The following is a 23,233-nucleotide window of genomic DNA, read 5'->3' as shown; positions in this document are numbered from 1 at the left end:
GAAGTTATACATATACTATTGATAACGTACCTATACACATACGTCAATGTTTACTATAGCTCCTCATACAGTTTACCTTTCTTCATTTTTAAAAGTGATATTTTAACTAGTCTCCTAGTTGTTTTTGCTTTATAGTTGATCTATATTCTTTTTTCAGAAAGGAACTAAAAACATGGCATATAAAATGATTGTACTTGATTTAGATGACACATTGCTTCGAGATGACCATACCATTTCTACACGGACAAAAACAGCACTAATGGCAGCCCAGCAAGAAGGGGTAAAAGTCGTTTTAGCTTCTGGTCGCCCAACTAAAGGGATGAACGCTATTGCAGAAGACCTTTTATTACATGAATACGGTAGTTTTATACTTTCTTATAATGGTGCAAAAATCATTAATTACAAAACAAAAGAAGAACAGTTCAGTAGTACTCTTCAACCAGAAGTTGCTCATCGTTTATATGAATTAAGCAAGCAAGAAGGGGTCTACATCCATACATATGTCGAAGATGAAATTGTAACGGAAATAGAGAATCAATATACAAAAACGGAAGGAAGACTCACTGGTTTGCCAGTAAAACATATTACAAGCTTTGTTCAAACAGTAACAGAACCTGTTGTAAAAGTGTTAATGTGTGAAGATCCAGAGAAGCTTGTAAAAGTTGAACAGCGACTTCAAGATGAATTTGATGGCTCTTTAAGTATTATGCGCTCAAAGCCTTACTTTTTAGAATTCCTCGAGAAAGGGGTAACGAAAGGGTCGAGTTTAAACTCTCTTATTGAATCTCTAGGCATTACACGTGAAGAAGTGATCGCAATGGGAGACAGCTATAATGACCTTGCGATGATTGAATTTGCTGGTCTTGGAGTTGCCATGGGCAATGCTCCTGATGATATTAAAGAAATGGCCGACTATGTAACAGACACGAATATGAATGATGGTGTTGCAAAAGTTATTGAAAAGTTTGTGCTAGCAAAAGCATCTGTATAAAAAGCAAGGTGCCACGAAAAGTATCGTTAGCTTTTCGTGGCACCCCCACCTCTTTCCTGCATTTAAAGATCAATATCTAATACAACTGGACAATGATCACTTCCCATTACCTCAGAATGAATGTGCGCATCCATAAGTACGTCTTTTAGTTGTTCTGATACGATAAAATAGTCAATTCTCCATCCAATATTGCGCTCTCTCACTTTGTTCATATAAGACCACCATGTATAGCACCCTTCGTCTTTCGGGTAAAAATAGCGATAAGAATCTACGAAACCAGCAGCAAGTAATTTCGTCATTTCACTACGCTCTTCTATTGTGAAACCTGAATTTTTTTGATTTGATTTTGGATTTTTTAGATCAATTTCCTGATGGGCCACGTTCAAATCTCCGCAGGCAATAACAGGCTTTTTTTCTTCTAATTGCTGCAAATACTTCCTAAACTGATGCTCCCATTCAAGTCGATATTCAAGTCTGGATAAGTCTCTCTTTGAATTTGGTGTATAAACTGTAACAAGATAAAATGTTTCAAATTCTAGCGTAATTACACGCCCTTCGTTCTCAGGAAAATATTCACCTACTCCAAACTGAACAGACAATGGTTCTTTCTTCGTAAACACAGCCGTACCTGAATACCCTTTACGTTCTGCATAATTCCAATACTGAAAATACCCTTCCAATGGCAAATCAATTTGACCTTCCTGACATTTTGTTTCCTGTAAACAAAATACATCTGCATTCATTTCCTCAAAATAATCTAAAAAACCTTTTGTTACACATGCTCTAATACCATTTACGTTCCAAGAAACTAGTTTCATAATTTAAGAGTACTCCTTTATTCATTCGCTTTATTATTCATCTTACTAAAGAACTTAATTACGGTAAATGAAAATAAACCGAACGAATTCACGTCCGGTTTATTTTACAAAAAAATCACTTGTTCTCCTCGAGCATATCCGCTATCGCATCCTTTTCAGTATGAACATCTAATTCAAGCTGCTCAAATAAATCATTTACTGAATCATTTTGTTCGAACAACTCGCCAAGATATCCTGCTGAAATCATCGGAATTACTTTTTCTTGGACAATAACAGTTCCTCGTTTAACAGAATCCACTCCTATTTCAGTAAGAACTTCTGGTGCAATATCAAATAAAACGACAGCTCCGATGCTCACAACAAGTAAGATCACAGCGAACTTAACTACTGTTTTCAGTAACGAAATGAGAAAAAACACGACAATGACAACACCAATAAGAAACAGCCATGTAGGTTGCGTTTCCAAAAAGTTGATAAGTTGTTCCACATGTCCTCCTTATATATCAAGAAAATTGGTGACTTTTTTCATTATGATCGTTTCAAAGGCACTTAAAACATCCATTCCAATTATAACAAACTTGCTGCTAATATTTTTTTCCTGTAACCTAAAAAGTGTGATGCAATAGCTTATATATTTTTGCTACTACTGGGAAAACTATTTCAGATGACGACTGAATACGAAACTGGAGGATAATGAATGTCTATTTTCTCTAAACAACCACAAAAACCATTTGCACGATCTGAATATGATGTTTTGAAACAAGTTATTTTATGTAAGCCTGAATATATGACCATCCGCGATGTCATTAATGAAACGCAAAAGAAGTTTAAAGATGAAGGGATTCACATTGAACTTGCCATGGCTCAACATAAGAAATTTGTGCAAGCTTTAAAAGAGCATGATGTAGATGTGGTCCTGTTACCCGCATTAAAAATGTTTCCTGAGCAAGTGTTCACACGTGATATCGGGTTCACCTTTGGTCATGTTATGTTCGCAGCCGAAATGGCGAACAAAGTAAGACAAGGCGAAGAAGAAGTTCTAAAAGGTTGGTTAAAACAAGAAGGAATTTCTTATTATAATTTACTCGGAGATATGATTGAAGGTGGTGATGTCATTGTTGATGGCGAAACCATGTATGTTGGAGTAAGTAATCGAACCAATAAAAACGCAATCAATCATTTACAAAGCATCTTACCACACAATGAGGTTGTAACGGTTCCTTTTACAGAGAAGTACTTGCATTTAGATTGTGTTTTTAATATTTTATCTCCAACAGATGCACTTATTTATCCAGGGGCTTTAAAGCAGAAAGAAATTGACTTCTTATCTTCTCGATTTAATTTAATGGAGGTGACGAAAGAAGAACAGTTTACACTTGGTACAAATGTACTATCAATCGGAAACAAAAAAGTCTTCAGTCTTCCTGTTAACACGAATGTTAATGAGCAATTACGTGAAAGAGGCTACGAGGTTATCGAAGTTGACATTACTGAAATTATTAAGTCAGGTGGATCTTTCAGGTGTTGCACTCTTCCCGTCTTAAGAGAGGGAGACTTGAGTGACAAAGAGGTGTAGTGTAAGCTACACTTCTTGATTTCCCTATACCTCGAACAAGGGAGTGAGAGAAATCTTTAGGAAACCATTTCGGAACTTAGATAACATTGAGAAAAACAAAGTTACCCTTCGTCAACTCATTCATTATTTTAAAATCCGTAATTCTGGCAAAGATTTAACGAGTTTAATATCGGTCAGTGAACATAATAATAGTACACAGTTGCAACAAAACCGATCACAAACAACATACACATGGATTGGGCATTCGACCTTTCTCATTCAGTTAAACGGACTAAATATCTTAACAGATCCGGTATTCGCAAATTGGATGGGGCTTGAAAAACGCTTAGTACCACCAGGCATTGCCATTAATCAATTACCAAATATTGATCTTGTTCTTATTTCTCACTCTCATTTTGACCACCTCGAATTCCCTTCCTTAAAAAAATTAAAAGGAGATCCCCACTACTATGTTCCCTTTGGCTTAAAAACACGCTTTCTAATGAAAGGATTTAAAAACGTACATGAAGCAAATTGGTGGGACTATTTTCAATACAAAGGAATCACTCTTCATTTCGTTCCTGCACAGCACTGGAGTAGACGAAACCTCTTTGACAAAAACATGACACATTGGGGTGGATGGATCATCCAATCAATGGAACAGACCTTTCATTTCGTTGGTGATACTGGGTATTTTAGAGGGTTCAAAGAAATTGGTCAACGTTTTTGTATAGATACCGTATTTATGCCTATAGGCGATTATGAACCTGAATGGTTATCAGGCCTGCAACATATTAATCCCGAAATGGCTGTACAGGCCTTCCTCGATCTTCAAGCACGAAATTTTGTTCCGATGCACTATGGAACATACCGCCTATCCATGGACACAGGTCCCGAGGCTTTAAAACGACTGCAAATAGAGTGGCAACGTAAGGAGATATCTTCTAACAAGCTAACGATCATGAAGATCGGAGAAACGAAATTCAGCTAAACCCCACACGCAAGAATAGACCCAGGATGAATTCGCATTAGTGCAAATCACCCTAGGTCTTACTTTTATTTCTTACTTCCTTTTAATCCGCACTTACATGAGTGTTAAACAAATTGGAATCGATTGAGAACAATAAGTTTTCACGTTCTCGAACTCTTTAACGTCAGTTAATCATAGCGTCGATTAACACAGTAAATGACTTTCCCTGTCGACTCCCATAATTAAAAGGAGAAGGAACCGGGATTATGTTAACTTCCGTTATTTCACCAATAGAAGGTTAGCTTTTGCTAATCCTTGAAATTTTTTTCTTCCTACCTAGCACAATTTCTTGAATGACTTCATATAATATATAGGTTTTGAATAGAAAGGAGATTTCAAATGGATTTTACAGACAAACAATTTTCCAGACTAAGCAAACGCTCACTTCATCATTTAGAAAAACTGCAACAGAAGTATACAGAGGAATTCGGAGATTTCATATCCAAAGCAGAGTTAATGTCCATTATTGTTCATTATACAAAAAATCAAGTAAATAATAACGATGGGTATAGAAAGAAAGAGTGACGATGGCAGTCACTCTAGTCACTCAGTTAAGGTAATATACTCAAACAGAAAAGATTCTCCGTTTCGTAAAAAACGCGGATCGTACACGCCTAGCCTCTCATCAGTTTCCACGACTACAACAAAAGGTGCCCACTCCATTAATACAACAGCTTTAGGATTTTTCTCAAATAAAGGCTCCAGACTAGCCTCTTCACTAGAGATAACCGTCTCAAGTAAACGGTTTTTACTCCAAATATTTGCACTATACAGGTTAATCGTCTGCTCCTTCTTCCCTATCACTGTAAATTGACTAGGAACAAAGCTTGCCGACAGCGCTACCTGTTCATATCCCTCATTCGCCTCATTAAGTATGATATAGCCTTGAATGCTTTGCACGGCAACATATATGAGGATGAAGCACCAGACTATACGCCAAATTTTATGCCTGAGGATTTCCTTTTTTACCCGTATGATTAGAAAACCTAATAATATGGCAACCCAAATAACAAAATCGACAATCGGAATGACCCCGAATGTCACTCTAACTTGTGAAAAAGGCTCAAATACCCCTGTTCCCCATGCATTTAATGCATCTGATGCATTATGTATAAAGACATTTAAACATGCGATAAAAAAGATCAATTTATCCTTCCGCTTCCAAATTAGAAAAGCAATTGCATAAATAATAAGAGCCCACATAGGAACTAAGAAAAAGGAATGCGTCAACCCTCTATGCCACATTTGCTCCATAATTCTACCTGTTTCTGTTACATTCGCGATGACGTCAATATCAGGAATTTGACTGCCAACTAATGATGAAAACAAAAGAGCCCTTTTTGTTTTTTCGTTCATTTCATTTTTATTTATTGCTCCGTAGGTTGTTAAGCCAAATAAGGTGTGCGTAATTGTATCCAAGAATCCTCAGTCCTAAAAGTTATTTACAATTTTATCATATCGTCCACATAGAAAAATGCAAAATAATAAGCCTTTATTATGTTGATTCCCATAAATTGTGATTGTTTCATTACATAAACAACTGGATTTTTCCGAACAATAACTTCGAAATGAGGAGTGATGAGAATGAAAACAAAAGCAGCTGAGCAAGCTGAGAAGCCATTAAGATGGTGGGAACTCTCGCTATTAGGTGTAGCTGGAACGATTGGTACAGGTTTCTTTCTAGGCTCAAGTATTGCAATTGACATGGCAGGACCTTCTGTGCTCTTAGCCTTTGCTTTTGCGGCAATCGGAACTTATTTCGTTTTTGAGGCACTCGCGAAAATGACGATCAACCATCCTGAAAAAGGTTCCTTTCGATCTTACGCAAAAACTGCGTATGGACGCTGGGCAGGATTTAGTAGTGGTTGGGTCTATTGGCTCTCTGAAATGCTTATTATGGGTAGTCAAATGACCGCTCTATCGATTTTTACTCGCTTTTGGTTCCCCAACGTCCCATTATGGGTCTTTGCATGTGTTTATGCAGCACTGGGCATTCTTGTTATATTAGTTGGGACAAAGAGTTTTGACCGCGTCGAGAATCTTTTGGCCGTATTAAAAATCGCCGCGATCGTCATGTTTATCATTCTTGCCATTCTTGCTCTCTTTGGACTTTTCGGACAAGCTGATGAAACCATACCTGTTCCAAGAACATACGACTCTATTCTACCAAACGGAGTAAAGGGGTTGTTACCGGCGTTCATTTATGGATTTTACGGATTTGCCGGTATCGAAATTATGGGTTTACTCGCCATTCGATTAAAAGATATGAATGACGCTCCAAAATCAGGAAAAGTGATGCTGACCGTTTTAGCTATTATTTATATTACTTCTGTGGGACTTGCTCTACTGATGGTTTCGTGGAATAACATTACAACAGAACAGAGCCCTTTCGTTACTGCTCTTAACGCTTTCAATATTCCTTACGTCAACCATTTCTTTAATGCTGTATTTATCATTGCTGGCTTTTCAACAATGGTCGCCTCGTTGTTTGCTGTCATTCGAATTCTTGTAACCTTAGCTGAAGACAAGGATGCTCCCAGTCTTTTTGCAAAAAGAGTTGGCAAACAAATTGCCTTGCCAGCGATCGGCTTAACAACAGCTGGGATGGTTGTATCCATCATTTTAGCGATTGCTATCCCTGGTCGCTTATATGAATATGTCACAACTGCAGCTGGAATCATGTTGTTATATAACTGGCTATTTATTCTCGGTTCATACGGCCGATTGCTTGAGCTTACAACAATGGATAAAGTAAAACGGGCTATGGGCTTTATTTTGGTACTATTAGGAGTTGGGGGCACTTTATTTCATCATACAAGTCGTCCTGGTTTTTATATTAGTCTGCTTTTTGTCATAATTGTCGCTATTGTGACATTAATCATGCGACATTTTTGGAAAAAAGAAAAGGACGATCAACCACCTGATAATCCTTCTCTGTTTACGAAATTAAAATAAGCAAAGCTTGAATTCCAAAATATACACCAAAACCAATAAGAGAAAAACCAGAAACAATGGATACAATCGTTAAGAGTCGATTTGTCAAATATTTACGTAACGTACTTGCGAATGTAGCCATTATTAAATCCCATACTGTAATTCCAATAAAAATAGCCGCACTATACAAAATAACTTGACCAGTTCCATATGTAGTTACGGTCTTGGCTAAAATGGAGCCAAAGATACCTAACCAAAAAAGAATCGTAAGCGGATTAAAAAGTGACATAAAAAAACCTGAGAAAAATGATTTTATATGCGATTCACTTTTGTTCCTTGTATTGTCAACAGAAATTCTGCCAGCACCCGAAACGCTTTCAATTCCAGTATAAACCAATACAAAAAATCCGAAAATCCAAAGAAAGGTTTGAATGATAGGAATTTCAATAAACTGTACAATCCCCACGAACACTAGCAGCATATACAAGGCGTCTGCAACAGTGGCGCCTAATCCCACTAACCAAGCATGAAAAAAACCATTTTTTATGCCTCGATCTAATTGAGCTGCATTCACTGGACCAATCGGTGCAGCTAAACTCAACCCTAAAATAATATAGCCTAAAAACACGCTCATACATTCATCCTCCAATGAATAATGTAAGTTGGACAACCCAACCGCTTGTACATTCATATGAAGAAATGCACATTCTTACCACTGAAGAATGAATTTAAATAAGCTAAAGAATTTTAATAACGAAAAAAGCTGACTCGATATGAGCCAGCTTCTTACTTATTAATAACCGTATCCGCCACACCAGCTAGCACCGATAATTACTAATAAGATAAATAGAACAACTAATAACGCAAAACCTCCGCAATGTCCTGCAGTTCCTGACATGAAAAATCATCTCCTCATAAAGTCTGTGTTTTCTTACAATCTTATCGTATGTATAATTTTGAATTTCGTTTGGGCTCTTTACAGTATTTTCAAAAAAATAATAGAGCTCCCTTTATGAAAATGAAAAAATATCATTATACGAAAACACTTTAGAGATGAAATGAAACAGGCTCATGTAGAATAGAATTACTTCTCTTTCTTTGATTCATCCTCTTCCTCTAACTCAACCTTTTTACCCCCAACTGACAAGTACGAATAAACCTCTAGCTCAGGCTTGAGTTTTTTCAATCCTTGTAAATAAGGCTTGACGAGGTCTTTAAAATCCTCATACACCCCTTCTTCCTGCAGCTGGCCATAAACATACATCATCTTTTTATCTTCTTCCATAAGAAAGGCCATATACCCAACCGGTTTATTCGAGTCGGTAACTATATTTAATACTTGTGCATCATCTTTCATAAACTCCGGTGAAAAATAAATTTGCAATTTTAATTCCTCCAATTCATTTTGGTACGTGAAATTAAATTTTTAGTGATTTCTTTTTTTCTTCTATTAGCTTTGTTATATATCCAAATATAGGTGAAATAGTCCCGCTCATTGCTTAATGGTTGAAAAATCATTCTCTTACTTTAAGATGCGATTCTAGTCGAAAAAACATACATCAAAACAAGACTTGTTTCTACGTAAATAAGACCTACACGCTCAAATGTGTAGGTCAAACATTATTATAAGTTAGAAAACTCATCGACTAACTCACCAAATATAGCAAGTGCATTTCGAATGGGCTCAGGCTTTGTCAGATCAACACCTGTTGCTTGTAATAACTCCAACGGATAATCAGAACTCCCACTCTTTAAAAAGGTCAAGTAGTTCTCAAGTGTTTCTGGCTTCCCTTCTAAGAGCTGATCGGCAATCTGAATGGCTGATGCATAGCCTGTTGCATATTTATAAACATAAAAAGGACGGTAAAAATGCGGGATTCTTGACCAACCGTATTTTACTTCCTCATCAAACACAATTTCATCTCCGTTAAACTCTCTAAAGATCGTTTCATACACCTCATTAAAGACCTCGGCATTTAATGGTTCACCTTTCTCTGCTTTTTCATGTGTAATCTTTTCAAACTCAGAAAACATTACTTGTGTGAAGAGAGTTCCTCTAAAGCTATCAATAAAATGATTAAGTAAGTGCTTTTTCATTTTCTCATCTTCTGTATGCTTTAATAAATAGCGGATGAGTAGGACTTCATTAACGGTTGATGCTACTTCTGCCACAAAGATCGAATAACCTGCTGAAATTTGTGGTTGGTGGTTAGATGAATACCATGAGTGCATCGCATGCCCACATTCATGTACGAGTGTAAACAAGCTATCTAAATCATCTTGATGATTTAATAAAACAAATGGATGAACACCGTAAAGTCCTAAATTATACGCACCCGATCTTTTTCCAGGTGTTTCTCGCACATCAAAATAACGTTTTTCTTTAAAGCCTTTCAGTGTTTCTACATACTCTTCGCCAAGTGGTGCCAAGCTTTTTAACATTGTTTCATACGCTTCATCAAATGAAATCTCTTCTTTCACATCTTTTACAAGCGGTACATTTAAATCATACTGACGAAGCTCATCAAGTCCGAGTGTTTGCTTTCGGATTTTCGTATATCTGTGCAACGGTTCAATATTTGCCTTTGTCGCTTCAATAAGATTGTCGTACACTTCTTTTGGAACCATATCCGAAAAAAGTGACTTTTCTAATGCTGACGGATAATGACGCATTTTTGACAATGTTACATTGTTTTTAATAGCAGAAGATAAAGTAGATGCGATTGTGTTATTTAATTGGACATAAGGCTTATAATACGCTTTATAAGCTTCTTGACGCACTTCTCGATTGTCATCTTCAATTAATTTAGAGTACATTCCCCTTGTAAGTTCTACTGTTTCCCCGTCTTTTGTTGTCACGTCACCAAATTTGATATCTGCATTATTAATCATGCCAAATGTGTTACTAGGAGCAGAGAGCGCCTCGCCAAGTTCAGATAATACTTCTTCTTTTTCTTTTGGCAACACATGTTTTTTGTAACGATAAGATTCTAATAAATCTTCTTCAAAGTACGTAAGACCTTTTACTTCCTTGATATACCCTTTCAACGTACTCTCATCTAGACTGAGTAAAAATGGCATAAAGAAGGAGGTTGCTGAACTAAGTTTTACGCCAAGCTGCTTGGCACGATCCTGCAAGGATTGTGCTTTCGTGTCTCTTGTATCTAGATCTACCTGAAACATCGTATATACATACAATTTCTTGTACGTATAACCTGTTTCCTCACTTAAAATTAAATAGTCATATAAAGATTGTGCATCGTTTATGTTACCATCAAACGCTTTCAACTTCTGGGTACGCTCTTCTACCGACTGTAAATCTGCTTCCCATTGTGACAGCTCTTCATAAATATCAGCTAAATTCCACGTTTCACTTACCGGGACATCTTTTCTTGATTTATACGTTGTCATTTTACCAAACTCCCTTCAGCTCTATGGTATGTACTACCTTACAAGGTATATGTTACTACATTTGAAAGTAAGAACCAAAAGAAAAGAGGCTAGCCATGTTTCATAGCTGCCTCCAACAATAAGGTTAATTATAGATCCACTTAAAATAATCTCGATTTAATATTACAGTAAGTTCTCTATTAAACCCTTCCATGTATTCAATCATCTCAGAATTTTTATTTGTTACCGTACTTGTTTTAAAGAACAAATACTCTTCACCATGTTGAACTGGTGCAACATGTATGTTCACATCATCTTTTTGAAATAAAAACTCTTGTACAGCTTGACCAGGAATACCAATACCAAGTAGATAGTCATTTGACTCAAGTTCTATATAACCTGACTCAGTCATCATCATACGATATGCTTCCACTTGATCGTCATAACTCATGGCACTCTCAAATTGAAAGATTTCAAACAAAGCTAGTTCAACTAGTCCTTCTCCATAATCAGCATAAATCTGAATCGAACGCCCATCCCCGCTTACTACTTCTTCTACATGAAAGTTGGCATCATAATACGTCGAAAACGAAAATTGTTTATCTTCTAATACCTTTACTTGTTTCTCGACTTCATTTCCTTCTTCATCTGTGATTGTAATAGGAAATGAATCGTCAATTACATCTTCTGATCTTAATATGTTAATCTCTTCACCAGATTCTGCAGCGGCTTCTTCTTCCTCCCCAAAAGGCTCTGCCTGCTTCGTTGAAAAACTTGCGCTTTCCATCGTTCCAGCAGAATCAGCAGTTGTATCACCTATGGCTGTCTCTTCCATTGCTATTTCAGGCTGGTTCATGAATTGGCTAGCTCCTAACACGTATCCAATTCCAACCATCACAATGATTAAAGCAGCTACTTGCCATTTTTGATAAGACCTTGCCCAATTCCACTTACGCTTTTTACTCTTTTTGATGTTTGCCATTATTTTTGTAGTAGAAGATTGAGTTGGCATATCTTCATAATGACTATTTAATCGTTCTAACGTTTTTTCAAAATCTCTCTCATTCATAGTTGCTCACCTACTTTTTCATACTCCGCCTTTAGCTTTTGTTTCGCACGTAAAACTCTTGTTTTGATTGCTCCTTCTGTCACACCTAACACATTCGCAATCTCTTGATAGTTTTGCCCATGGAAAAAATGAAGAACGATTGGGATTTTATATTTATCCTCAAGTCGATGAATCATTTGATGAAGCTCTCTAGCTTCCTCATCAAAGTGATCCTGAATATATGTCTGTTGAGTAGCATACTTTTGTAATTCAATTGTTTTGCGCTTCATTTGCTTTTCTTTTCGATAAAAATCACGAATCACATTTAATGTAATTGAATAGAGCCATGTCGTAAATTTCCCTCTATTATGCTTGTGAATAAAACGATAGACTTTCAAAAATACTTCTTGAGTGACATCTTCAATATGAGTCGAGGAGACCCCTATTTGAAATGCAAATTTCTCAACGGTTTTTAGGTGCTGTTCAATTAATTGCTGGAAGGCATCATCATCCCCTTGTTTCGCCCGCTCGATTAATTGTTCTTCCATTTTTGTACCCTCCGTTATTCAACTTAACTTGTTACGATATTTATTAAACGAACCATTGTACCAAGAAGTTTCATTTTATAACAAAAAGAAAAAAGCATCACGGATGCAATGCTTACAAGAACGGCGCTAAGCCCTTCATCTCTATGAATATGCTTGTAGAAGTTCTAAAATGCTTTTGACATGATAGTATAGTCGCATTTTCCTCACTATCATAGTTGCTTTTTAATCATGTCGGTAACCTAAATCCAGTTCTATTGTGTTAGAAAGATTTTGTTCTTCTGATTGACCACGAAGTAATAACCTATCTTATGTAATATTTCCTTACGATTTATAAGGAAACAGAATAAATCTTATTTAATTGTCTAATGTCTATGATAAAATAATCTATTCCATTTATTCAGGTGCATCAGTTAATCCTTCAATATCAGTTGAACCAAAAATCAACAAAAAAAGTAAAATAGCAAGCATGATTCCACCTGTGAAAGCCTTCCCATCAAAGCTTGAACTACAGTTAACCGTTTTACTTTTCCCCATTCCTAATCCTCCTTCTCCATTCGCCTTTGCATGGCCTCAAATACATCATCCAGAGTCATATCTCCATTTTCTTCAAGAAAATCTGCTAAAGCATTCTGTTTCTCCTTGTTAGGTGTAATATATTTTCCGAGTAATGTTACAGAGACTGCTGGAGCACCACGAAATAACTCAACACTATCAACTTTAAGCTTTCCTGATAATAATAAAGCTGCGGCAATTAGATCTAAATTTTTTCCTTTAAATAAATCTTGTATGGAGTAAGGTGTGTTTATAGGCCCCTGCTTATTGGCTGGATTTGGAGGTTGAAATGGCTTTCTATAATTTCCATTATTTCCATACATCATAAAAAAACACCCCCTAACCTAATGTATGTTTTAGAGAGTGCTTATGTGATATCGTTTATCTTAAACAATTGTATTATATTTATTTTGAGATGATGAGATTATTTTTACAAAATGGGATAAACCGGAAGTCCTTTACAAATTATTATTCTTTTGATTCTCCGCATTCCTCACCCGAGCCTTTCTGTAAAAATGATCGTCGTCAAAACCAAAAGTAGTAGCGAGAACGTACTCTCTACCTCAATAATCTTTTAGTTTGTAGTGCAAGAAAGCTGTGAACATGCCCCAACCATTGTCAGCTACACGTTTACCAAATTTGAGTGCTTGTGACATTCCTCTCATATCTAAGTCCTCAATGATAACGGCATCATAGTTTGTTGCTAATTATTTTGATTGATGATGTAGAAAGTTTTTTCGTTGGTTCGCCACTTTCTCTTGTAGTTTAGCTACTCGAATGCGCTGCTTGTTCCAATTTGAAGAGCCTTTCTTCTTGCGAGATAATTTTCTTTGTTCGACTGCTAATTTACCAAGTATTTGACGATAGAAACGTGGGTAATTGGCTTTCTTACCTGTTTCGCTATCGACAAATAGACCATCCATCGCAAAATCTAATCCAACAACCTGTTGAATTTCTTTCTTCTTTATCTCTTTTTTATATTCAGTCAAAATTGAAATGTAGTATTTTCCCGATGAAGTCATGGAAATCGTGCATGACTTGATTTTATTTTCAATAAGAAACTCTCTATGTTGCTTCATGTTAATCCAATTAGCACTCTTAACCAAATAATGATTAAAATAATCTTCACTAGAAACTAGCAAACTGGAATAATATAGTAGATCATTTAATATCTTTTAATGTAAACGTTTTATACTATTTGTTAGAGGAGAGGAAATTATAATGATTTATGATCAACCAGGTACACCGCATACAAAAGTATCCTTTAAAAGACGATATGAAAATTATATTAATGGTGAATGGGTTGCTCCCATTGAAGGACAATATTTTGAAAATGTGACACCCGTTACTGGAGACGTTTTTTGTGAAGTTGCTCGTTCAACGAAAGACGATGTTGAATTAGCAATTACAGCAGCGCATGGTGCAAAACAGTCATGGGGGAAAACCTCTCCCGCCGAAAGAGCAAATATCTTAAATAAAATAGCTGATCGCATTGAAGTAAATTTAGAAATGCTTGCTGTTGCTGAAACTTGGGACAACGGAAAAGCAATTCGTGAAACACTAAATGCCGATCTCCCGCTTGCCATTGATCATTTCCGCTATTTTGCCGGAGCGATTCGTGCTCAAGAAGGATCACTAAGCCAGCTTGATGACGATACTGTTGCCTACCATTTTCATGAACCACTCGGTGTGGTGGGGCAAATTATCCCTTGGAACTTCCCAATCCTAATGGCCGTTTGGAAAATTGCTCCTGCCCTTGCTGCCGGAAACTGCATTGTCTTAAAGCCGGCCGAACAAACACCCACTTCGATAATGGTCTTAGTCGAACTAATTGAAGATCTCTTACCATCAGGAGTGTTAAATGTAGTCAACGGATTCGGGGTTGAAGCAGGTAAGCCGCTTGCAACTAGTTCACGAATTGCCAAAGTTGCGTTTACGGGGGAGACTACTACAGGTCGACTTATCATGCAATACGCTTCCCAAAACATCATACCTGTCACGCTAGAATTAGGTGGAAAATCACCAAATATCTTTTTCAAAGATGTGATGGATTATGATGATGCTTTTTTAAATAAGGCTATCGAAGGTTTTGTCCTATTTGCATTAAACCAGGGAGAAGTTTGTACATGCCCTTCACGTGCTTTAATTGATGAATCAATTTACGATGAATTTATGGAAAGAGCCCTTGCAAGAGTAAATGAAATCAAAACAGGAAATCCTCTTGATACATCAACAATGATGGGGGCACAAGCATCAAATGAGCAAATGGAAAAGATCTTGTCTTACTTAGATATTGGAAAACAAGAAGGTGCATCCTGCCTCACAGGCGGCTCTAGAAATACGATCGAAGGATTCCAAAACGGTTACTATATTAAACCAACTGTATTTAAAGGCAACAATAAGATGCGTATTTTCCAAGAAGAAATCTTTGGTCCTGTTGTTTCTGTCACCACCTTTAAAGAAGAAGAAGAAGCACTATCGATTGCAAACGATACATTATATGGTTTAGGTGCTGGAGTTTGGACACGAAACATCAACAACGCTTATCGCTTTGGACGTGACATCGAAGCTGGCCGCGTTTGGACGAACTGCTACCACGCCTATCCTGCCCACGCAGCCTTTGGCGGCTATAAAAATTCAGGAATTGGCCGAGAAAACCACAAAATGATGCTAACACACTATCAACAAACAAAAAATATGCTAGTAAGCTACAGCTCCGATTCACTAGGATTCTTTTAAGACTAAGCACAAAAAAGGTCGGTCTTTGACCTTTTTTGTGCTTAGTCGAAGCGATGAGCGCAGCCGACGTTATGTTTTAAGCCTTTTGAGCGACCTTCTCAAAAGGCGCACGGCGTGCGGAGCCATCGCAATTATGCTCGCACTACTTTTGATAAAAAAACCTGAAGGAAAAAGGTTTTTAACAAGATCGAGGTTTTTTACTAATGAAGAACGAGAGGAATTGAATAAACCACAAGCATAGTTCTACGCTTGTGGTTTTTATCTCTATATGTGTCAAAAGTTAGCAAATAGATTTAAATAAAGTCCTACATTTTAATAGTAGATAGCCTCTATCTTCTGGCATCTTATGCATTTTTTATAAAATGAATCCTCTTGATAGTCGTGATTGCAGTCATTTTGAACATCTTTTAAGTGATTTTCCCAATAATTCAATTGGTCTTGTAACTGATGAATCTTCTCTTGGATATCATTGACCTTCATCGGTAAAACCTCCTATAAGCTGCTTACTGATAGATCGTTCCTCCAGATTTCTTAAACTGCTCTGCCTTTTCTTGCATTCCTTTTGCAATGGCTTCACTTGACTCCAGTTTGTTTTCTTTTGCATACTGTCTGATGTCATGAGAAATTCTCATACTACAAAACTTCGGACCACACATTGAGCAAAAATGAGCTGTTTTTGCTCCTTCTGCTGGCAATGTTTCATCATGGTATTCAATTGCACGCTCTGGGTCTAACGCTAAATTAAATTGATCTCTCCAGCGGAATTCAAATCGAGCTTTCGACAAAGCATCATCACGGACACGTGCTCCTGGATGACCTTTCGCTAAGTCAGCTGCATGTGCAGCAATTTTGTACGTAATAACTCCTTCACGGACATCATCACGATTTGGCAAACCTAAATGTTCTTTCGGTGTCACATAACAAAGCATTGCTGTACCAAACCAGCCAATCATCGCTGCACCGATCGCCGAAGTAATATGATCATAACCTGGTGCAATGTCTGTTGTTAATGGGCCTAACGTGTAAAATGGAGCTTCATGACATATTTCAAGCTGCTTATCCATGTTTTCTTTAATTAAATGCATTGGCACATGTCCTGGTCCTTCGACCATTACTTGAACATCATGCTCCCACGCTAACTTTGTAAGTTCACCTAGTGTTTCTAACTCTGCAAATTGTGCTTCATCATTTGCATCTGCAATTGACCCAGGACGAAGACCATCTCCTAAAGAAAAGGAAATATCATATGCTTTCATGATTTCACAAATTTCTTCAAAGTGAGTATATAAGAAATTCTCTTGATGATGAAATAAACACCACTGAGCCATAATTGACCCACCTCGCGACACAATACCTGTTAGACGCTTTGCTGTTAATGGAACATAGCGAAGGAGTACTCCCGCATGAATGGTAAAGTAATCGACACCTTGTTCAGCCTGCTCAATTAATGTATCACGATACACTTCCCACGTTAGATCTTCAGCAACTCCTTTTACTTTTTCTAATGCTTGATATAGAGGCACGGTGCCTACTGGAACTGCTGAGTTTCGAATGATCCACTCTCTAGTTGTATGTATGTTTTTCCCCGTTGATAGATCCATCATCGTATCTGCACCCCAACGAGTCGCCCATGTCATTTTTTCAACTTCTTCTTCAATGGAGGAAGTTACCGCAGAATTCCCAATATTCGCATTAATTTTCACGTGGAAATTACGCCCGATAATCATTGGTTCTGTTTCTGGATGATTAATATTTGCAGGAATAATTGCTCTCCCTTTCGCAACTTCATCACGAACAAATTCTGGGTCGAGGTTTTCTCTAATTGCAATAAACTCCATTTCAGGCGTAACAATCCCTTTTTTCGCATAATGAAGTTGTGTCACATTTTTTCCTTGCTTGGCTCGTAATGGCATACGCTTTAAACGAGGAAACACGTTATCATTCGCACGCGGATCATCTTCGTTTATGTATCCATTATCTTCAGGCTTAATCTCACGACCTTGATACTCTTGGACGTCTGCACGTTCTTTAATCCACGTACTCCGCAAAGCAGGAAGCCCTTTTGTAATATCAACTTCATAATGATGATCGGTATACGGACCACTTGTGTCATAGACACGTACTGGAGGATTTTCCTCTTCACCGACAGTACCAGTAGTCGGACTTAGTTCAATTTCACGCATAGGCACTCGGATGTCAGGTCTTGATCCTTCGACATAGACTTTTTTACTACCAGAAAAGCTAGACATAATGGAAATGTTTTTCTCGTTCAATGATGGTGTGGACATGAAAATCTCTCCTTTTTTAAAATAGAAAGGACGAGATCTGTGAACATAAAAAGAAGGAAGTATGAAGATACGTAAAAAGCCGGGAACCAAAGTAAATGGTTGGACCCGGCTAAATGAAAGAAGTATGATCATAATGAAACATTCTAAACTTCCCCACGCTGGTATGAGCCAGATCAGGTCCAAAGGGTCAACAATCTTTCACGCTCTTGTTTCTCAGCCCAGCTTATTGGACTCCCCTAGTTATCTATTAAATTAGTTTTCGTTATAAGTATATAGGAAAGGAAAGAATAATCAAATACTTTTTTGGGAATTAGCTCTAAATGCCTAAGTCAACATTGGTGACATTCAAAATTATATGGTACTGTTTAATGAATGATTACAACTCACAGAAAGGTGTATCATATGAAACCCAAAATACTTGTGTATATGCGCGTAGATGATCGCGTAATTAAAGAGTTAGAAAAAAACTATGACCTAACTAGCTTCCAAAACCATGAATACATAGGAAATCGAGCGTTTGATCAAGCCTTAAAAGAAACCGATGGAATTATTGGTCTTGCCTTGAAAGTAAACAAAGAATTATTAGATTTAGCACCCAACCTAAAAATTGTTTCGAATGTATCCGTTGGCTATGATAATTTAGATATTAAAGAGCTAACGAAACGCAAGATTATGGCTACCAATACACCAGGTGTTCTTGATGATACGACGGCAGATGCCATATTTGGACTGCTGCTTTCTACAGCGAGACGAATCCCAGAATTGGATCATGTCGTTAAAGCTGGAAAGTGGGATATCTCGCTTCAACCAGACCAATATGGTGTCGATGTACATCATAAAACATTAGGAATCATTGGAATGGGCAATATCGGTCGTGCTATAGCGCAAAGAGCCCATTTTGGTTTTGGAATGGACATTCTTTATCATAATCGTTCAAGGAACATAGAAGTCGAACAACAGTATAAAGCTACTTATTGTGAGCTTGACGACCTTCTAAATCAATCCGATTTCGTTTGCTTAATGGTTCCGGCAACGAACGACACATACAAAATGATGAGTGCAGCTGAATTTAAGAAAATGAAGAAGACTGCGATCTTTATTAATGGTTCCCGCGGGAAAAATGTTGACGAAGATGCACTTTATCATGCTCTTAAAAACGGAGATATTCATGCAGCAGGGGTTGATGTATTTGAACAGGAGCCGACGAACCCAAATAACCCATTGCTTCAATTGAAAAACATCGTCACACTTCCTCATATCGGGTCATCAACGACCGAATGCGAGTTTAACATGTCAAAGCTCGCAGCAAAGAACTTACATGCTGGACTAAGTCGGAAGAAGGCGCCAAGTTTAATAAACGAAGAATTGTGGCCTATATAAGATAAAGTCTTCATATACTCAAAGAGTAAGTATATAAAGACTTGCTGTAAACCCCTGCTATGGCCTTTGTCATAGCAGGGCTTTATTACCGATTCTGCAAATACGTATCAAGTATGTGTTTAACGTGATCTTCATCTTTAGTTCTTATTACATAGTGATCGCCGTTTAAATCAGCAGAGATATTTTGTACACCTTGTTTTTTTAAGAAATCAACAACATCTTCCACTTCTTCTGATTCCGTAATTAGAATTTTCTTTCCAACATATTCTTCATTCACGTAAACATCATATGCATCATGAGCATCTTTTACTGATTCTGAATCAGTATGAAAAAGACCGAGAAGAGGAAACTGTTGACTACCTGAACTAGCTCCTGTGTTGCTATTATAAATCGGCATTTTGACCTCGCTCCTTTCTTATTTTCCTTAGTTTGTGCCTTTAATTGACCTGAATATGTGTAAAACGTCATTTACTTTTAACAAAAAAACAAAAAAGACGAACTTTGATGAGCAAGTTCGTCATTTCTTAATTATGAAACGGATTGTTTCTTTAATTCAGTTGTTAGATCAATGAAAGCTTTCTCTAAACGATCTTTCGCTTCTTGCTCAATCGTCGTACTTCCATCTTCCCCACGCTCAATACAAGTATCTAATGTAAAAACACCTTTAATCATGTTTTGTGCACCGAGTGAGGATAAAACTGGCTTTAAACTATAGTCAATGGCTAATAAATGAGAAATTGTCCCACCTAGCATTAAAGGCAATACGATCTTATTCTCCAACCCTTTTTGCGGCAATAAATCTAAATATGTTTTTAGAATTCCTGTAAACGAAGCTTTATACACTTGGCTTGCCACGATAACCGCATCCGCGTCTTCCACCTTTGCATTTGCAGCTACAATCGCTTCACTATTATATTTTGCTAAAATTAAATCTTCAGCTGGGATGTCGATAACATGTAGCTCCTCAACTGTTAAGCCTTTTTCACTAAGAAAATTATTAGCATAATCAATAATCCCTTTTAGTCTTGTTGTTTTGGAAGGACCACCTGAAATAATTACGATTTTTGCCATTCACCATCACACTCCTGTACTTATAATCCCACTTTCTCCTTGTCAGCATTCGAAGTCTTAGGGATAACTTATAATACTAACTGTATTTCAGTCTCTAATTTGTGTCAAATTTTACATCTTAAAATAACTCTGCATAAGAAACATATTTTTTTTGGTTGATATTGGATGACGCAAATAAAGGTCAAAAGGGAAACTTATTAAAAAAAGTAAGGAGTACAATCCATGTCTGTAACTCATGAAAAATTAACATCAGCAGAACTTGGGAAACTTTGGGCAACTTATATGGGGAATACCATGTCTAAATATGTTCTAAGTTATTATCTTCAGCACGTTGAGGACGAACATATTAAAATTGTTCTTGAGAGTGCTTTAAATTTAAGTGATGAATTTATACAAACAATCAAAGGGATCTTTATTAACGAGAATTTCCCTATTCCACTTGGGTTCACTAAGAAAGATGTCAACTTAGGAGCTCCTAAGTTGTTCATGGATGAATTTTATCTTCATTATTTAAAATACGCTTGTAAAGCAGGAATGAGTATCTACGGAGTAGCTGTTCCTTTAATGGTGAGAGCAGATATTAGAGAATTTTTCACTTATTGTCTTACTTCCACTGCTAAACTAATGAATCAAGTTAATGATGTATTAACTAATAAAGGCTTTATACAGAAGCCACCCTATATTCCTATCCCAACAAAAGTAGATTTTGTAACAAAGAGAAGTTATTTAACTGGGTTTTTAGGAAATGTGAGATCACTCAATGCGTTAGAAATTGCGCATCTTTATGATATCATTCAAAGCAATGTAACAAGTCACACCCTCTTAATAGGATTTAGCCAAGTAGCCCAAAAAAAACCAGTTAGAGAATACCTTGTCAGAGGAAGAGACATTACAAAGAAACATATTGATGCATGCTCCCAGCAACTTCATAAAGAGGATTTACCTTCTCAACCACTGCTGGATCACTTAGTAACAAACTCAACCGATTCACCTTTCTCAGATAAATTAATGTTACAACATAAAATTGACATGTTTTCAATGAAGATCAGATCTAACGGAAATGCCTTATCCGTTAGCGGAAGACACGATATTGGCACCATGTACATCCGTTTTCTAATGAATGTCGGTATTTATCTAGAAGACGGAGCAAATTTAATGATCGATCAAGGATGGTTGGAACAACCTCCAGAAGCAGCAGATCGAGACCAATTATCTTCTAGGTAACAGATTACGAACGTATCGTTTACCAATAAAAGTCGATTATACTTTCACCCTTTTTACATCAAGCTAATGATAAGGAGGAGATAAAATGCTACAAAAACTTGTGTATATTGTAAAATCACTTTTTCCAAATGTGTTGCGAATATTTGAAAAGATCCAATTAAACCTTGGTTGCTTCTCTTACCTCCTCAGACTCAATTCACATCGATATTAGAAGCAAGAAAAAATACTGATCCCTTTCTGGGACCAGTATTTTTAGTTGGATAAACAATTTATAGGATTAAAAATATTCTCCTCATCTTTTAGAATTTATCCACTTACAGATTTGCCTTTCCGTACTTGATACATTCTTTTTTGCTCTAATTTATTTGAGTTTCTTACAAGAATTAAAAGCAAGACGCACAATTCAGCAAGCATACCTACTGATTGGGCTAACGCACCGATCATTCCATTCCAATTTGGAGCCAATCCTGATACGACCAATAAGACAATAAAGGTTAACATTACATTAGCTGATTGTGAAAATACCATCACTTTTGTTTGACTTCGTAACATTAACAATCCATTACAAAAGTCAACAAAAGGAAATACAAGTGTCATCAACATAAACACTTTAAGGCTCTGTAAACTCGCTTCAACTAATCGGTCATTCGCCCCTAGAACAACCTCGATGAAAAATCCACCTAAAGGAGTAAAGCAAAAAATGGCTAATATGATCGTTGGAAGAAATCCGATTATCATCGTAAATTGTTTTACCTTTTGAGGATATTCTTTGTAAAAAGCAAGCACGATTTGATGTGTGTAAGTAAAAAAACTTAAAAATAACTGTGTAATACTCAATGCAATTGCATAAGAAGCAATTGCTAATTCAATTTCATTCGTCTTCCCTAAAAACACATTAATCAAAGGACCAACCATAACGATGATAAGCGAAGATAAAATTAATGGGGTATAAAAACGAAAAATAGGTGCTTTTTTCGTAATCGGATGGCTCTTATCTTTCTGAACCATTTTCTTGACCAGCACACGCCCCTCTAAAAAACTTATTAAACTCTCTACCATCATCCCGGCCAAAAAGATAATTGCACCAGTCTGAGCCGTAATGTAACCTATCCGGATAAACATTAATGATAATAAATACATAACAATTAACCGAATTGCCATGCCAATCGTTAACCACTTTGTTTGCTTATTTAAAATAATAACCCCTTGAAACAAACAACGAATGGCAGAAAAAAAAGTGACCATGATAAGTATTTGATAAACGTTGACAATCTGATCAATCATAGCAGGATCTGCACCGAATACATGAGAGAAGATATACCTCCCAATAGGTGTGTAGGCAATGGTTGCCGAGATCATCATTAGTCCAGATACAACATAAATTGCCACCATAGACATTGCCTTAAATGAAACTTTATCACGTACTAATGCCGAACATGTATTACGCAATAACACTCCTAAACGTTCCATAATCGCAAATAAACTCATGGCAATCGCATAACTTGCAATAATCGTTTCCGCATTTTCTCCCCTCGTTAATGTCCCATTGATAATCATATGAGATAACGTGACTAAAATAGCCGACAAACCAAGTGGAACAAAAAACAATAAAATGTTTCTCGTGGAAAGTCCTCTCTCTAGCTGCTCACCCATAGTTCCCATCTT

At 36.8% G+C, this 23,233-nt stretch carries 24 protein-coding genes, 1 pseudogene and 1 riboswitch; of the genes and pseudogenes, 8 read left to right on the top strand and 17 right to left on the bottom strand.

What is annotated here, in order from left to right; all coding sequences use genetic code 11:
- Positions 1-172 precede the first annotated feature (172 nt).
- Positions 173-991: a Cof-type HAD-IIB family hydrolase gene (locus tag SLH51_RS11325; RefSeq protein WP_335961369.1), complete on the top strand. Its 819-nt coding sequence runs from the start codon at positions 173-175 to the stop codon at positions 989-991.
- Positions 992-1,053: 62 nt separating this feature from the next.
- On the opposite strand, the gene SLH51_RS11320 is transcribed toward SLH51_RS11325, so the two are convergent.
- The gene (locus tag SLH51_RS11320) at positions 1,054-1,809 is read right to left on the bottom strand and encodes an exodeoxyribonuclease III (protein WP_335961368.1); all 756 of its coding nucleotides are present in this window, start codon (positions 1,807-1,809) and stop codon (positions 1,054-1,056) included.
- A gap of 115 nt (positions 1,810-1,924) precedes the next feature.
- Positions 1,925-2,296, bottom strand: coding sequence for a hypothetical protein (locus SLH51_RS11315; RefSeq protein WP_335961367.1), 372 nt, complete (start codon positions 2,294-2,296; stop codon positions 1,925-1,927).
- Positions 2,297-2,506: 210 nt separating this feature from the next.
- Here SLH51_RS11315 and SLH51_RS11310 point away from each other — a divergent pair, with 210 nt between their 5' ends.
- From SLH51_RS11310 to SLH51_RS11300, 3 genes are all read left to right on the top strand, one after another.
- Entirely contained in the window at positions 2,507-3,385 is an 879-nt protein-coding gene (locus tag SLH51_RS11310) for a dimethylarginine dimethylaminohydrolase family protein (protein WP_335961366.1), read from the top strand.
- Between the two features lie 52 nt (positions 3,386-3,437).
- A complete protein-coding gene (locus tag SLH51_RS11305) occupies positions 3,438-4,355 on the top strand; it encodes an MBL fold metallo-hydrolase (RefSeq protein ID WP_390183797.1) in 918 nt (305 codons plus the stop codon).
- Between the two features lie 378 nt (positions 4,356-4,733).
- Complete coding sequence (locus SLH51_RS11300) at positions 4,734-4,919, top strand: hypothetical protein (protein WP_335961364.1); 186 nt, start codon at positions 4,734-4,736, stop codon at positions 4,917-4,919.
- Positions 4,920-4,937: 18 nt separating this feature from the next.
- Here SLH51_RS11300 and SLH51_RS11295 read toward each other — a convergent pair whose 3' ends face one another.
- A complete protein-coding gene (locus SLH51_RS11295) occupies positions 4,938-5,813 on the bottom strand; it encodes a metal-dependent hydrolase (RefSeq protein ID WP_335961363.1) in 876 nt (291 codons plus the stop codon).
- Between the two features lie 165 nt (positions 5,814-5,978).
- Here SLH51_RS11295 and SLH51_RS11290 point away from each other — a divergent pair, with 165 nt between their 5' ends.
- Positions 5,979-7,349, top strand: coding sequence for an amino acid permease (locus SLH51_RS11290; RefSeq protein WP_335961362.1), 1,371 nt, complete (start codon positions 5,979-5,981; stop codon positions 7,347-7,349).
- Here SLH51_RS11290 and SLH51_RS11285 read toward each other — a convergent pair.
- The 9 genes and pseudogenes from SLH51_RS11285 to SLH51_RS11245 all read right to left on the bottom strand — a co-directional run.
- Complete coding sequence (locus SLH51_RS11285) at positions 7,333-7,962, bottom strand: LysE family transporter (protein ID WP_335961361.1); 630 nt, start codon at positions 7,960-7,962, stop codon at positions 7,333-7,335. The two genes, SLH51_RS11290 and SLH51_RS11285, sit on opposite strands and share 17 nt — an antisense overlap.
- 159 nt (positions 7,963-8,121) lie before the next feature.
- Positions 8,122-8,226, bottom strand: a complete 105-nt coding sequence (locus tag SLH51_RS11280) for a YjcZ family sporulation protein (protein ID WP_335961360.1) — start codon at positions 8,224-8,226, stop codon at positions 8,122-8,124.
- A gap of 186 nt (positions 8,227-8,412) precedes the next feature.
- Positions 8,413-8,712 carry a hypothetical protein gene (locus SLH51_RS11275; RefSeq protein ID WP_335961359.1) on the bottom strand — a complete coding sequence of 100 codons (300 nt, stop codon included), beginning with the start codon at positions 8,710-8,712 and terminating at the stop codon, positions 8,413-8,415.
- 239 nt (positions 8,713-8,951) lie between these two features.
- Positions 8,952-10,739 (bottom strand): oligoendopeptidase F, encoded by a 1,788-nt coding sequence (gene pepF / locus SLH51_RS11270; RefSeq protein ID WP_335961358.1) that lies wholly within the window; start codon positions 10,737-10,739, stop codon positions 8,952-8,954.
- A 124-nt stretch (positions 10,740-10,863) separates the two neighbouring features.
- A complete protein-coding gene (locus tag SLH51_RS11265) occupies positions 10,864-11,787 on the bottom strand; it encodes a hypothetical protein (RefSeq protein ID WP_335961357.1) in 924 nt (307 codons plus the stop codon).
- Entirely contained in the window at positions 11,784-12,314 is a 531-nt protein-coding gene (locus SLH51_RS11260) for an RNA polymerase sigma factor (RefSeq protein WP_335961356.1), read from the bottom strand. Before SLH51_RS11260 ends, SLH51_RS11265 begins: the two co-directional genes overlap by 4 nt.
- A 393-nt stretch (positions 12,315-12,707) precedes the next feature.
- The gene (locus tag SLH51_RS11255) at positions 12,708-12,848 is read right to left on the bottom strand and encodes a hypothetical protein (RefSeq protein WP_335961355.1); all 141 of its coding nucleotides are present in this window, start codon (positions 12,846-12,848) and stop codon (positions 12,708-12,710) included.
- Positions 12,849-12,850: 2 nt separating this feature from the next.
- Positions 12,851-13,192 (bottom strand): hypothetical protein, encoded by a 342-nt coding sequence (locus tag SLH51_RS11250; RefSeq protein WP_335961354.1) that lies wholly within the window; start codon positions 13,190-13,192, stop codon positions 12,851-12,853.
- 243 nt (positions 13,193-13,435) lie between these two features.
- Positions 13,436-13,972: pseudogene (locus SLH51_RS11245) on the bottom strand (RNA-guided endonuclease InsQ/TnpB family protein); the annotation flags it as partial.
- A 115-nt stretch (positions 13,973-14,087) separates the two neighbouring features.
- On the opposite strand from SLH51_RS11245, the gene adh reads away from it, so the two are divergent.
- Positions 14,088-15,605 carry an aldehyde dehydrogenase gene (adh, locus tag SLH51_RS11240; protein WP_335961353.1) on the top strand — a complete coding sequence of 506 codons (1,518 nt, stop codon included), beginning with the start codon at positions 14,088-14,090 and terminating at the stop codon, positions 15,603-15,605.
- Positions 15,606-15,917: 312 nt separating this feature from the next.
- Here adh and SLH51_RS11235 read toward each other — a convergent pair whose 3' ends face one another.
- Both SLH51_RS11235 and thiC read right to left on the bottom strand, forming a co-directional pair.
- A complete protein-coding gene (locus SLH51_RS11235) occupies positions 15,918-16,085 on the bottom strand; it encodes a serine protease (protein WP_335961352.1) in 168 nt (55 codons plus the stop codon).
- Between the two features lie 23 nt (positions 16,086-16,108).
- Positions 16,109-17,893: a phosphomethylpyrimidine synthase ThiC gene (thiC, locus tag SLH51_RS11230; RefSeq protein ID WP_335961351.1), complete on the bottom strand. Its 1,785-nt coding sequence runs from the start codon at positions 17,891-17,893 to the stop codon at positions 16,109-16,111.
- Positions 17,894-18,026: 133 nt separating this feature from the next.
- Positions 18,027-18,141, bottom strand: a riboswitch (TPP riboswitch).
- Positions 18,142-18,295: 154 nt separating this feature from the next.
- On the opposite strand from thiC, the gene SLH51_RS11225 reads away from it, so the two are divergent.
- Positions 18,296-19,273 carry a 2-hydroxyacid dehydrogenase gene (locus SLH51_RS11225; RefSeq protein WP_335961350.1) on the top strand — a complete coding sequence of 326 codons (978 nt, stop codon included), beginning with the start codon at positions 18,296-18,298 and terminating at the stop codon, positions 19,271-19,273.
- Positions 19,274-19,358: 85 nt separating this feature from the next.
- Here SLH51_RS11225 and SLH51_RS11220 read toward each other — a convergent pair whose 3' ends face one another.
- Complete coding sequence (locus SLH51_RS11220; protein WP_335961349.1) at positions 19,359-19,670, bottom strand: hypothetical protein; 312 nt, start codon at positions 19,668-19,670, stop codon at positions 19,359-19,361.
- Between the two features lie 131 nt (positions 19,671-19,801).
- Positions 19,802-20,344 carry an NADPH-dependent FMN reductase gene (gene ssuE / locus SLH51_RS11215; protein ID WP_335961348.1) on the bottom strand — a complete coding sequence of 181 codons (543 nt, stop codon included), beginning with the start codon at positions 20,342-20,344 and terminating at the stop codon, positions 19,802-19,804.
- Between the two features lie 222 nt (positions 20,345-20,566).
- Between ssuE and SLH51_RS11210 the strand changes: the two genes are divergently transcribed.
- The gene (locus SLH51_RS11210; protein ID WP_335961347.1) at positions 20,567-21,568 is read left to right on the top strand and encodes a DUF3231 family protein; all 1,002 of its coding nucleotides are present in this window, start codon (positions 20,567-20,569) and stop codon (positions 21,566-21,568) included.
- Positions 21,569-21,874: 306 nt separating this feature from the next.
- Here SLH51_RS11210 and SLH51_RS11205 read toward each other — a convergent pair whose 3' ends face one another.
- A complete protein-coding gene (locus SLH51_RS11205) occupies positions 21,875-23,221 on the bottom strand; it encodes a multi antimicrobial extrusion protein MatE (RefSeq protein ID WP_335961346.1) in 1,347 nt (448 codons plus the stop codon).
- Between the last annotated feature and the right edge of the window lie 12 nt (positions 23,222-23,233).

This window comes from Halalkalibacter kiskunsagensis, assembly GCF_037027555.1.
Classification (GTDB): Bacteria; Bacillota; Bacilli; order Bacillales; family Bacillaceae_D; genus Halalkalibacter; species Halalkalibacter kiskunsagensis.
This window is presented reverse-complemented; position numbering and strand designations above follow the sequence as displayed.